Annotated in this window: 12 protein-coding genes; all 12 read left to right on the top strand. The window is 37.1% G+C overall.

What is annotated here, in order from left to right:
• Positions 1-46: 46 nt before the first annotated feature.
• Positions 47-1,441, top strand: coding sequence for an ABC transporter permease subunit (locus AC5YGD_RS01630; protein WP_496141799.1), 1,395 nt, complete (start codon positions 47-49; stop codon positions 1,439-1,441).
• Between the two features lie 2 nt (positions 1,442-1,443).
• Positions 1,444-2,349 carry an ABC transporter permease gene (locus AC5YGD_RS01625; RefSeq protein ID WP_271558777.1) on the top strand — a complete coding sequence of 302 codons (906 nt, stop codon included), beginning with the start codon at positions 1,444-1,446 and terminating at the stop codon, positions 2,347-2,349.
• A gap of 49 nt (positions 2,350-2,398) precedes the next feature.
• On the top strand, positions 2,399-3,583 hold the full coding sequence (locus AC5YGD_RS01620) for an MFS transporter (RefSeq protein WP_496141798.1): 1,185 nt from the start codon (positions 2,399-2,401) through the stop codon (positions 3,581-3,583).
• 73 nt (positions 3,584-3,656) lie between these two features.
• The gene (locus tag AC5YGD_RS01615; RefSeq protein WP_496141797.1) at positions 3,657-4,064 is read left to right on the top strand and encodes a Rid family detoxifying hydrolase; all 408 of its coding nucleotides are present in this window, start codon (positions 3,657-3,659) and stop codon (positions 4,062-4,064) included.
• A gap of 4 nt (positions 4,065-4,068) precedes the next feature.
• The gene (recG, locus tag AC5YGD_RS01610; protein WP_496141796.1) at positions 4,069-6,135 is read left to right on the top strand and encodes an ATP-dependent DNA helicase RecG; all 2,067 of its coding nucleotides are present in this window, start codon (positions 4,069-4,071) and stop codon (positions 6,133-6,135) included.
• Positions 6,136-6,185: 50 nt separating this feature from the next.
• A complete protein-coding gene (locus tag AC5YGD_RS01605; RefSeq protein ID WP_416652511.1) occupies positions 6,186-6,662 on the top strand; it encodes a chorismate--pyruvate lyase family protein in 477 nt (158 codons plus the stop codon).
• Positions 6,655-7,368, top strand: a complete 714-nt coding sequence (gene cmoA, locus AC5YGD_RS01600) for a carboxy-S-adenosyl-L-methionine synthase CmoA (RefSeq protein WP_496141795.1) — start codon at positions 6,655-6,657, stop codon at positions 7,366-7,368. The genes AC5YGD_RS01605 and cmoA overlap by 8 nt, the downstream gene beginning before the upstream one ends.
• 34 nt (positions 7,369-7,402) lie before the next feature.
• Positions 7,403-7,987 carry a glutamine amidotransferase-related protein gene (locus AC5YGD_RS01595; protein ID WP_496141794.1) on the top strand — a complete coding sequence of 195 codons (585 nt, stop codon included), beginning with the start codon at positions 7,403-7,405 and terminating at the stop codon, positions 7,985-7,987.
• 2 nt (positions 7,988-7,989) lie between these two features.
• Positions 7,990-8,403, top strand: a complete 414-nt coding sequence (locus AC5YGD_RS01590) for a rhodanese-like domain-containing protein (RefSeq protein ID WP_496141793.1) — start codon at positions 7,990-7,992, stop codon at positions 8,401-8,403.
• Positions 8,404-8,408: 5 nt separating this feature from the next.
• Complete coding sequence (locus AC5YGD_RS01585) at positions 8,409-9,383, top strand: NAD(P)H-dependent glycerol-3-phosphate dehydrogenase (RefSeq protein WP_496141792.1); 975 nt, start codon at positions 8,409-8,411, stop codon at positions 9,381-9,383.
• A gap of 37 nt (positions 9,384-9,420) precedes the next feature.
• Complete coding sequence (locus tag AC5YGD_RS01580) at positions 9,421-11,190, top strand: ABC transporter transmembrane domain-containing protein (RefSeq protein WP_496141791.1); 1,770 nt, start codon at positions 9,421-9,423, stop codon at positions 11,188-11,190.
• A gap of 126 nt (positions 11,191-11,316) precedes the next feature.
• Positions 11,317-12,042 (top strand): glucosaminidase domain-containing protein, encoded by a 726-nt coding sequence (locus AC5YGD_RS01575; RefSeq protein WP_496141789.1) that lies wholly within the window; start codon positions 11,317-11,319, stop codon positions 12,040-12,042.
• Positions 12,043-12,075: the final 33 nt, after the last annotated feature.

Raw genomic sequence — 12,075 nt, 5'->3', positions numbered from 1 at the left:
ATTTTTTAAAAACTAACAAACAAGTTATAGATTTAATGAATATTTTATGAGTGATACTTCGATAACAAATTCTCAAGAACCACTTCTAACAAATGATGGTGTACCACTTAAAGTAAGCTTACGCAAATCTTTGCGTAGAACAAAAATTCGCTCTTTTCTGTTAATTCTACCCCCACTATTATTCTTATTATTAATGTTTGTAACGCCTATAGGCTCGCTTCTATCAAGAAGTATTGATGACATCCAAATTAATAATGTATTTCCACAGACATTTGCTCAGTACGAATTATGGGAAGATAAATCCCAACTCCCTAGTGAAGAAATGTTTGCCGCAGTTGTAAACGATATTAGAGTCACAATCAAAGTTAAAGATGGTGAAGGAAAAGTTATTGGTAAGAATTTACTCGGTAGATCTGGCACTCGAATGACTTATGAGTTCTCTGGATGGAAAAGTTTAATAAATAAAACAGTTAAAGAAGCTCTAAAGGTTGATAAAAAATCAAAGGAAGAAGTTAAACCTTTTAAGTGGGAAGCGCCCTACAAAGAAAAGATGATTAAAAGAGATAAGCGCTGGGCTAAGGTTGAATTCTGGCAGTCATTAGGGGCAATGAAAGATCCCTACACGATGGGCTATTATCTGAATGCTGTTGACTTAAAGTATGACGCCAATAAAAATATCATTCAGAAGGCAGAGTATTTAAAAATTTATAACACAATTTGGATTAGAACTCTCCAAGTAAGCCTGATGGTGACTATTTTCTGTTTACTGCTTGCCTATCCAGTTGCTTATTTACTAGCAACACTTCCAATGAAAACCTCAAATCTATTAATGATATGCGTATTGATGCCATTTTGGACGTCGCTCCTAGTAAGAATTGTTGCTTGGATGATTATGCTTCAGCAAAATGGTGTTGTTAATGACACCTTAATGTACATTCTGCCTTGCTTTGAAGGAATGGTGAACCTGCCATTTTTTGGTGCTACCAATATTGACCTTTGTTTTAGTGATGAAGATCGACTTCCTATGATGTACAACTTTACTGGAACCATTATTGTAATGACGCAGGTACTTCTGCCATTTATGATTTTGCCAATCTATAGCGTCATGAAGGGAATACCTCCAAGCTACATGAAGGCAGCTCAAAATCTGGGTGCCACTCCTACGCGAGCATTTATTCGTGTTTATATGCCTCAATCAGTTCCAGGTATTGGCGCTGGATGCATATTAGTATTTATTGTTGCCATTGGCTACTACATCACGCCAGAATTGGTTGGCGGAAAAGATGGAATAATGATCGGTAACTTTGTTGCGCGTGAAATGCAGAGAACATTAAATTGGGGTCTTGCTGCTGCTATGGGAGCAATTCTTCTAGCTGCAGTTTTGGTTCTATATTGGGCATATGACAGACTTATTGGCCTTGATAACTTAAAAATGGGATAGTCATGAAATTTCCTACTTACACAACACCTCGAGAGAAACTATGGCACTATACTTATAGGATATTTTGTGGGCTTGTATTATTTTTCTTAGTTGCCCCGCTGATTGTTGTTATCCCACTATCATTTACTAATTCTGTTTTCTTGCAATTTAGCCCTGAAATGAAATTCTTTAGCTTTGAGACTTGGTCTTTTAACTTTGATGGCTATGGAACTCGCTGGTACAAAGAAATGTTTGGTATTTGTTCTGAAAATTCAGGAACAACAGTGTGCACAGATAGATGGATGATTGGCTTTAAAAATAGCGCTATCATTGCAATTTTTGCCACTTTCTTTGCAAGTGTCTTAGGCACATTAGCAGCACTTGGTTTGTCTAATAGACATATGCCGTTTAACCGTTTAATAATGGCGCTTATGATTTCTCCAATGATTGTCCCGCTTATCATTACTGCTGCTGGAATGTTTTTCTTTTTTGCTAAAGTCAACCTTGTTGCAACCTTACCAGGCCTTATTATTGCCCATACTATTTTAGGGATACCATTTGTTGTCATAACAGTCTCTGCTTCACTCTCTGGATTTGATAGTAACTTACTGCGCGCTGCTTCAAGTTTAGGCGGAACACCGCTAAGAAATTTTTTCAAAGTTCAAGCGCCACTAATAGCACCAGGGGTTATAGCAGGCGGACTATTTGCATTTATTACCTCATTTGATGAGGTCGTTATTGTTCTCTTTGTTGGTGGCCCTGATCAATACACCCTGCCAAGACAGATGTGGTCTGGAATTCGCAATGAGATAAGTCCAACGATTCTAGCTGCTGCCACTCTTCTTGTGATTTTCTCGATTGTATTACTTTCCACACTTGAATGGCTTCGCCGTCGCTCTGAAAAGATCCGAGGCATAACCCCTCACTAAAGCTTTTAATTTTTATCATATTGATGATTCTTAATGTATAGTCTCATTAATGGAAAAACGTACCCCTTTAGATAAGAATAAACAATCCTTAGTTATCATTTCGTGCCTTTTAATTACTTTTTGTATGGGCACTATTCATGCATTTAGTACTTTAATTGAAGGCATTGAACTGCAAATCAATGCAGGCAGGATGGCATCAAGTCTTATCTATTCAACTGGGTTAATCAGCGTAACAGTTGCTGTATTTTTTGGATCCACCCTATATCGTAAACTGTCTCCATCTTTGATCATCGTTTTAATAGCAATATTGCCCTTAATTGGCGTCCTTATATCAAATACAGGTAGTTGGATTGGATGGATAGTTGGCTATGGCTTTTGCTTTGGGTTTGCAAGTGGGCTAGGATATGGATTTTCACTGTATGCAGCCTCCTCTGTAACCTCAAGCCAAAAGCTCGGCTTGGTGCTTGGCGCTGTGTCAGCATCCTATGCGTTTGGTGCTGTTATTTTCTCGATGCTTTACCCACTACTTTTTAGTTATTTTGACTTTAAAGCTGGCTACATGATTGGCGTTTCAATACTATCCATTGTTATTATTATTAGTTTAATTCTTTTTCGATTAGCAAAAAAAGACTTATCTGCAAAAACAAAATCCATTGGCAAAAATCAAAGCGTTAAAGGAAAAATTATTAAGCTATGGCTGGCCTTTTTCCTTGGTGTTTTTGCTGGCCTTATGACAATAGGTCATGCAGTGCCAATTATTAAAGCATCAGGAGGGTCATCTGAAATTGCAATAACTGCTATTTCCCTAATGGCTCTTGGAAGTGGAATTGCAGGTATATATGCTGGCTGGCTTGCAGATCGATTTGGTTGCAAGCGCCCTATTTTAGTAATTTTGACTATAAGCTCTCTCGCCCTATTAAGCCTTTCAACATTTACAAGTATTAATCTAATGTTAATATTTTTGACTCTTATTGCTTCTCTTTATGGCGCCTTAATTGCAATTTATCCAACCTTAGTTAATCACGTATTTGGATCTGATTACTCAGCTTGGGCCTATGGAAGAATTTTTACCGCATGGGGAGCAGCGGGCTTAGTGTCGCCTTCTCTTGCCGGCTGGTTATTTGATCAATATAATAACTACAATTCATCATTATTTTTTGCCTTCATTTTATCCATTTTTGCTGGATTAATCATTTGGAGTCTCAAGTATGACGTTAATGGTGCAACACATTAACTATTAAAGAGTTCTCCAAAAAAATGACGATCCAGAATATAATAAAACATATTTATTACTTAAATCTATCATCATGAAAAAACATATTATTTCCACCATTAAGGCCCCTGCTGCAGTAGGAACATACTCACAAGCGGTTGCTGTTACAGGCGGAACTACGATCTATCTTTCAGGGCAAATTCCTTTGGTTCCTGAAACAATGGAAGTAGTGGAAGGCGGCATTGAAGAGCAAATTCACCAAGTGTTTAAGAATTTATTAGTCATGTGTCAAGAATCAAAAGGCAGCTTAAGCGATATCGTTAAACTTAACATTTTCTTAACAGACCTAAGTAATTTTGCTACATTAAATGAAATTATGGCTACCTACTTTACAGAGCCATATCCAGCCAGAGCAGCTATTGGTGTAAACGAACTCCCAAAAGGTGTGAGCGTTGAAATGGATGGCGTGATGGTAACTGACTCAGACTCCTACAGTTTCTAATTTTATGCCTTCACTCTCTGATCCAATTATTTCGATTAGTGGATTAGGACAGAAGACTTCAGATAGGTTAAACCAACTAGGGATTCATACGCTTGAACACTTACTGTTTCACTTACCAAGTCGTTATCAAGACAAAACAACTATAACATCGCTTTCCAGAGCAAGTGTTGAAGATGAAATCCTAATTGAAGTAACGATTGATAGAATTGAAGTCATTCCTGCAAGGCAGAGACAGCTTCTTTGTTACTTATCGGACAATCAAAACCAAAGAGTTCTATTACGATTTTTTCATTTTACGCACTACCAAAAGCAAGCACTTATTCGTGGTGAGACTATACAGTGCTTTGGTGAAATAAAAATCGGCCGCCAAGGTCTTGAAATGCACCATCCTGAATATCGAATTATTTCGCAAGATCAAAAGCCACTCCTTGAGTCAACCTTAACTCCGGTTTATCCTCTTTGCGCCGGCGTTAGTCAAAATAAGATGAAACAATGGGTAAATAATGCTTTAGACGTCTTAAAAGCGAGCGTAATTGATGATTATTTTGAAAAGATAACACAAAGTACGATGCCAAGCTTAAAAGACTCTTTATTCTTGCTTCATCACCCTAATAAAAATGAAGATTTATCAAAAATTGAAGCCTTTACTCACATTTCTCAGCAGAGATTAATTATTGAAGAGCTGGCAGCCCACCAACTCAGTCTTCTGAAAATTAAAGAAGCAAGAAAAAGTAAAGAATCAAAAAAAATTTCTATTAAAAATGCATTGAGCAATAAACTTCTTAGCTCACTGGAGTTTGATCTCACTTCCGCTCAATCTCGATGCATTAGCCAAATTAATGAGGATCTATCAACCTCTGAGCCAATGCATAGATTACTTCAGGGTGATGTAGGTTCTGGAAAAACAATCGTAGCAGTGTTTGCACTTCTTCAAGCAGCTGAAAATAATTTCCAAACTGCCGTAATGGCGCCAACTGAAATTCTAGCTCGACAGCATCTTCAAAATTTTAGTAACTACCTCACCCCACTTGGTATTCAAATTGCTTTTCTCTCAGGCTCTCAAAATACTCAAGAAAGAAAAGATAACTTAAGTCTTATAGAAAATGGAAAAGCAAAAGTTATTATTGGAACTCATGCATTATTTCAAGAAAATGTTTACTTTGAGGATTTAGCATTAGTGATCATTGATGAGCAGCACAAGTTTGGAGTTCATCAGAGACTATCACTTTCTAAGAAAGCCATCTTAACACCTCATCAATTAGTCATGACCGCTACGCCAATCCCCAGATCATTAACGATGAGCGCTTATGCTGACTTAGATACTTCAATTATTGATGAGTTACCTCCAGGTCGCCAAACAATTGAAACTGTTGCACTAAGTAACGCTCGAAGGGATGAATTAATTACCAAAATTAAACAAATTTCAAAGGAAGGTCGCCAAATTTATTGGGTGTGTACTTTAATTGAAGAGTCAGAAGCTCTTCGAGCGGAGTCCGCTGAAAAAACATATACATATCTCACAGATAACCTTAGAGATCTAAAAGTTGTAATGATTCATGGGCGCTTAACAAAGTCAGAAAAAGAAATTATTATGTCAGACTTTTCTAAAGGAGAAACCAACCTTCTCGTTGCTACAACTGTAATTGAGGTTGGTGTCAATGTCCCTAATGCAAGCCTTATGATTGTTGAGAATGCAGAGCGCCTTGGACTGGCTCAACTTCATCAACTAAGGGGCCGGGTTGGAAGAGGCTCTGAAAAAAGTGCTTGTGTTTTACTGTATCAATCACCCCTTAGCCAAACAGCCAAAGAAAGGCTTGATATTCTTCGTCAGAGTAATGATGGATTTTTGATTGCTCAAAAAGATTTAGAGCTGCGTGGTCCGGGTGAAATTTTAGGGACACAGCAAACGGGTATTGCATCAATGAAAATTGCAGATATTGTTAGAGATTCTTACCTACTCAAGCAGGTGGGATACTACTCATCAAAAATGCTAGAAGCAGAGCATACTAGTCAAAATGCTCTAATGACGCGCTGGATTGATGAAGAGAAAACTCACTATTTCGATGCCTAATGTCTTCTAGAACTCATTAAAATTAAAGACTCTTGTAAAATACCTAACCTATGTTCAATCCAGATAAGTTTCAATGGCGAATTTTTAATCCTCAAGAAGGGGTTCCTGAGCACGTCTGCAACTGGCTACTGGATGGCCAATCTTTAACTGCTAAACTTAGAGATAAATATGAAGATTTCAAAGTTAATGTCCTCTCTCAAGAGCAAGATAATCCCTATGATTGCGAATTAAAGCTTCTCGCAGCTAGTAATAATCAGACTTTTATTGTAAGAGAAGTTGAGCTTATTGGATCTCAAAGACCCGTTGTTATTGCACGCTCATTAATCCCGTTGACAGCAGATACAAGTGAAATTCTAAAAATTGGAGCCAAGCCATTGGGAGAAATTTTATTTAATGATCCTGAGATTAAACGTGGTCATCTTGAAGTTGGAAGTTTCAATAAATCATGGGCCAGGCGTTCAACTTTTAAAATTGGGAAAACCAAATTACTCGTTTCTGAAATTTTTTTGGAGTCACTTTATGCGTGATAAATTGTTTAACAGTATTGTTGATATAGCTGATTTTCGTTTCGATGCAGATGTGGTTAAGGTATTTGATGATATGGTTAGAAGATCTGTTCCTGGATATGACTCTATGATTCAAATGGTTGGCCTTGTCGCCAGAATGTATGGGCAAGATAATACTAACTATTATGATCTTGGCTCGTCGACAGGAGCAATATCACTTGCGCTAGCACTAAATAATAAAAATAAAAATAACAAATTTATTGCTATTGATAACTCAGCTGAAATGGTAAAAAAATGTCAAGCAAACTTATCTAATAAAATTGATAACTTGCAGGTGCTTTGTTCAGACATTACTGACACCGAGATCAATGATGCTTCTATTGTTGTTTTGAACTTAACGCTTCAGTTTATTGATGTTGGAGCAAGAGCTGCGCTCTTAAAAAAAATATATGATGGCCTAAACCCTGGAGGCGTATTAATAATTAGTGAAAAGATACACTTTGAGGATCCTGAAACACAAGATCATATTACAAAGCTTCACTTAGATTTTAAAAGGGAAAATGGCTATAGCGAGCTTGAAATTGCAAACAAACGACAAGCGATTGAAAACGTGATGATTACTGAAACTAAAAAAACTCACATTGACCGACTAAGAGATTGTGGCTTTAGGGAGACTAGCTGCTACTTTCAGTGCCTCAACTTTGTATCATTTTTATCTGTAAAATAAGCATCGTTTAATCGGCTTTAAATTAGGTTTTTTTATGTTACTAATGATCGACAACTACGATTCATTTACTTATAACTTGGTTCAGTATTTTGGTGAACTTGGTCAAGAAGTTGTCGTCTATAGAAATGATGAAATCTCTATTAATGAGATTGAGAGTTTAAACCCTAACTACATCGTAATATCGCCAGGCCCATGCACTCCAAATGAGGCTGGAATTTCTTTAGAACTAATAAAAAAGTTTGCTGGAAAGTTTCCTATACTAGGCGTATGTTTAGGCTTTCAGGCAATTGTTCAATCATTTGGTGGAAATATTATTGGCGCCCAGAAGATTATGCATGGTAAAGTTTCACCTATTCATCACACCTCTAAGAGCGTTTTTAAAGGCCTTAAAAATCCTCTTAATGCAACTCGTTACCACTCACTAGTAGCCGAAAAGACGACCTTACCAGATTGCTTTGAGGTAACCGCTTGGACCAATACAGAGTCTGGAGATATTGAAGAAATAATGGGTGTTCGTCATAACTCTTACCCAATTGAAGGTGTCCAATTTCATCCTGAATCTATTCTCACAGAACATGGACATCAAATGCTTAATACTTTTTTACAGGACAATCAATAATCATGGAATTAATTCAATTTTTACAAGGTGAGCTTTTACTCACTGGAACCTTACTTGCTCTTATTATTCTTCTTATAGTAAACATCTATGGAGACACGTTTAAAAAATATGCAGTAGTTGATACCCATGCTGCAGTTTCTTTGATGGATGATGATGAGCTGATCATTCTAGATGTGCGTGAAGAAAAAGAACGCTCTTCTGGATTTATTAATAATGATATTAATATCCCTATGAGCCAAGTTAAAAATAAAATAGACTCACTTGATAAATCAAAAAATATACTTGTCTATTGTAAAAGTGGCACTCGATCTGATCAAATTTCAGGCTTTCTCTCTAAAAATGAATTTCAAAATGTATCTAGCCTAAAAGGCGGCTTTAATGCTTGGCAAAAAGCTGAATTACCAATTCAAAAATAACTAGTATGAAAAAATCTTTAGCGATTATTGGAGCTGGTGCATGGGGAAGTGCTCTTGCAATTGCTCTTAGTAAAGAATTTGAAAAAATTTTTCTAATTACAAAAGATAAAGCAAACACTAAGGGACTAGGTAATCAGCATGAAGCACTATCCGTCCCGTTTAACTCTAACATCTGCATAGGCAATAGCTTTGAGGTTATCGAGGAATCGCAAGCCGTTCTTATTGCAACCCCAAGCTCATCATTTAATAGCGTACTTAAAAACCTCAGCCCTCATGTAAAAAGTAAACCGATTGCTTGGGTAACAAAAGGGTTTGATCCAGACAATGGACAACTCCTTCACGAATCGTTTAGTCAAAAATTTCCTAGTCATCATCCCTGCGCAATATCTGGGCCAACTTTTGCTGCAGAAATTGTTGAAAAAAAACCTGCAGCCATAGTTGTTGCCTCTCAAGATAAAATAACAAGAGATTTTTGGGCTGAAACAATACAAACTAGCAATTTACGGGCTTATACAAATTCTGATATAGTTGGTGTTCAAGTTGGTGGCTCTGTAAAAAATATTCTAGCAATTGCTGCCGGAATTGCAAATGGACTTGGTTTTGGTGCAAATACACAAGCCGCTCTGATTACAAGAGGCTTGGCAGAAATGACGCGCCTAGGCGTAGCTCTTGGAGCAGATAAGGTTACTTTCCAAGGACTCTCTGGAATGGGTGATTTAGTTCTCACCTGCTCGGATGATTTATCTAGAAATCGTCGTTTTGGTAAAGAACTGGCTAATAATATACCTACCGATAAAGCTCTAAAAAATATCAATGCTACAGTTGAAGGGTTTAAAGCTTTAGATCTGGTAATTATGATTGCAAATAATCATCAAATCGAAATGCCAATTTGCGAACAAGTTCTTGCAGTAACCGAAGGTAGGACCACTCCCAGGGAGGCTGTTAATGAGCTCCTTTTAAGAAAGCCTAGCGAAGAGTAACCCAATTCAAATAAAACCCTTAAGGCGTGCCTAAAAAATGAGCCTAATTAACAGAAAAATTTCTAGTACTGAAAATATTCAGAAGCAAGACTTACGTCTCCTGCTTCGATTAGCGCCCTTTTTAAGACCCTATAAAAAAATTGCCTTAATTGCTATTATTGCGCTCATTTTTAGCTCATTGGCATTTTTATTATTTGGACAAGGCATTAAATTATTTATAGATGAGGGGATTTATACGCTTGATAATAAGGCAATGCTACTCATTGCAGTAGTTTTAATCACCATGGTAATAGCAACCTTTATACGCTTTTACTTCGTCTCATGGATTGGCGAAAGAGTCAGTAATGATGTTCGCCTAGCAGTATTTAATCACTTACTTACTCTACACCCTCATTATTTTGAAGTAAACCGAAGCGGAGAAATAAATGCGCGATTAACAACTGATACCACTTTGCTTCAATCTATTTTTGGTTTCTCAATATCAATGGCCCTGAGTAGCGTCCTTCTATTTTTTGGTGGACTCACAATGATGATTATTACCAATTTAAAACTTGCTATTATTGTTCTTGTTAGTGTCCCCATTATCCTTCTCCCTATGGCAATATATGGTCGACGCTTAAGATCGCTTTCAAGAAAGAGCCAAGACACTGTCGCAGATATTGGAACCTATGCTGGAGAAATAGTACAAAACATTAAAGTTGTCCAAAGCTTTACTCGTGAGCCTGAAGAATCTCAAGCATTCAGCGAGGAAGTTGAAAAAGCTTTTGCAGTTGCAAAAAAGCGAATAATGCAGAGCTCCCTTCTAATTGCAGCGGCAATGATTCTAGTTTTTACAGGACTAGGCTCTATGATATGGGCTGGCGCTAAAGATGTTGCAAATGGACAAATCACAGCCGGCGAACTAGCTGCGTTTGTTTTTTATGCAATCATGGTTGCAAGGTCCGTAGCTGTTATTTCAGAAATTTATGGACAGCTGCAAAGAGCAGCTGGTGCAACAGAACGACTGCTTGAATTACTCGCAGAAAAATCACAGATTTTTGCCCCAGCTGCGCCTAGAAAATTAGATAATGGCGCCCTCTCTCTAAGCTTTAACAATGTTCACTTTAGCTACCCATCAAGACCAGAACAGTCAGCCCTTGAAGAACTTACGTTTAAAGTTAAGGAAGGTGAAACAGTAGCAATTGTTGGCCTCTCAGGTGCAGGAAAGACAACTATTTTTGAGCTACTACAAAGATTTTATGATCCCTCTAAAGGCAGTATTGATGTTAGTGATATTAACCTAGTTGATCTGGATCCTAAGACTCTTCGTTCTAGTATTGGAGTAGTGCCGCAACAACCAACATTGTTCTCAGCTGATGTCACGCATAATATTGGATATGGCAACCCAGCTGCAAATATAAACCAAATAAAGGATGCTGCAAAAGAAGCCTATGCGTTAGAGTTTATAGAGCAGCTTCCTGATGGCTTTGATAGCTATCTTGGTGAGCAAGGTGTTCGCTTATCAGGGGGCCAGCGTCAACGTATTGCTATAGCGAGAGCAATTCTCAAAGACCCATCGATTCTTCTTCTAGATGAAGCCACCAGCGCCCTAGATGCAGATAGTGAACAAAAAGTGCAGGACGCTTTAAAAGTCTTAATGGAGGGCAGAACTACATTGATAATTGCTCATAGACTTGCAACAATTATGCATGCAGATCGTATTTTACTGATCGATAAGGGTCGATTAATTGCTGAAGGGAGTCATCAAGATTTATTATCCAGCTCAAAGCTCTACAAGAAGCTTTGTGAGCTCCAATTTAACTTCTAGCACAGTCATATAATTTGAAGATCTATTAGGATATTAAAGACTAGTTATTATTTTTAAAATTAGAAAGATAAAACTTTGTTTTTACTGGATAATAACTTTAAATTTCAACTGTGAATTGATTAATTAATGGTCAATAAATATAGAAATATCAAAAAAATTCTAAAAAACCTCTGTCTTTTAGTTACGCTATTTTCAGTAAGTACTCTTGTCTCTTCAGCATCACTTTCATCGTTTAAACCTAGTTTTGATTCCATTGAAAACACTATTGTAAGAAAAGAAGTTTTTTTTAATTACCTTCTTCCAGCAATTCATCAAAAAAATGCTGAGATAATTGAGCTTAGAGATTCTATATTAAATAATGAATTAAGCGTCAATGAACTTGAAAAATTAGCATCAAGGTATCGGGTCAAACATCCAGCTACCCAAGAAGAGTTATTAAAAGTTATTGATATCCTCCCCCCTTCCCTTGTTCTTGCTCAAGCGGCAAATGAGTCAAATTGGGGAAGATCAAGATTTGCCAAGGATTTTAATAATTATTTTGGAATCTGGTGTTTTTCTGAAGGTTGTGGAATAATTCCTAAAGAAAGAGATCTGAGCGCAACGCATGAGGTTGCGAGCTTTAATTCCTTAGAAGAGTGCATAGATTACTATGTACTTAATATTAATCGAAGCTATGCCTATGAAGAGCTTCGACAGATAAGAGAAAAACAGCGCAATGATATGCAGCCCATTAAAGGAATCGTTCTAGCAGAAGGTCTAGGTAATTATGCATTTCCTGGCATTGAATATATTGATTCAATTAAATCAGTTATCCAATTCAACCAACTGGGTCGTTACGACTATACAAACTAAGTCAATAGAAATTTAGATATAAAAAAAACCCGC

It is taken from the genome of Candidatus Pseudothioglobus sp. uisw_070 (assembly GCF_059512545.2).
Note: the sequence above shows the minus strand (reverse complement) of the source record. Positions and strands in the feature narration are given on the sequence as shown.

Coding starts and splice junctions, on each gene's coding strand:
- AC5YGD_RS01585 (WP_496141792.1), top strand. CDS start 8,409: ATGAAAAAATCTTTAGCGATTATTGGAGCTGGTGCATGGGGAAGTGCT.
- recG (WP_496141796.1), top strand. CDS start 4,069: ATGCCTTCACTCTCTGATCCAATTATTTCGATTAGTGGATTAGGACAG.
- AC5YGD_RS01575 (WP_496141789.1), top strand. CDS start 11,317: ATGGTCAATAAATATAGAAATATCAAAAAAATTCTAAAAAACCTCTGT.
- AC5YGD_RS01605 (WP_416652511.1), top strand. CDS start 6,186: ATGTTCAATCCAGATAAGTTTCAATGGCGAATTTTTAATCCTCAAGAA.
- AC5YGD_RS01625 (WP_271558777.1), top strand. CDS start 1,444: ATGAAATTTCCTACTTACACAACACCTCGAGAGAAACTATGGCACTAT.
- AC5YGD_RS01580 (WP_496141791.1), top strand. CDS start 9,421: ATGAGCCTAATTAACAGAAAAATTTCTAGTACTGAAAATATTCAGAAG.
- AC5YGD_RS01630 (WP_496141799.1), top strand. CDS start 47: ATGAGTGATACTTCGATAACAAATTCTCAAGAACCACTTCTAACAAAT.
- AC5YGD_RS01620 (WP_496141798.1), top strand. CDS start 2,399: ATGGAAAAACGTACCCCTTTAGATAAGAATAAACAATCCTTAGTTATC.
- AC5YGD_RS01615 (WP_496141797.1), top strand. CDS start 3,657: ATGAAAAAACATATTATTTCCACCATTAAGGCCCCTGCTGCAGTAGGA.
- AC5YGD_RS01595 (WP_496141794.1), top strand. CDS start 7,403: ATGTTACTAATGATCGACAACTACGATTCATTTACTTATAACTTGGTT.
- AC5YGD_RS01590 (WP_496141793.1), top strand. CDS start 7,990: ATGGAATTAATTCAATTTTTACAAGGTGAGCTTTTACTCACTGGAACC.
- cmoA (WP_496141795.1), top strand. CDS start 6,655: ATGCGTGATAAATTGTTTAACAGTATTGTTGATATAGCTGATTTTCGT.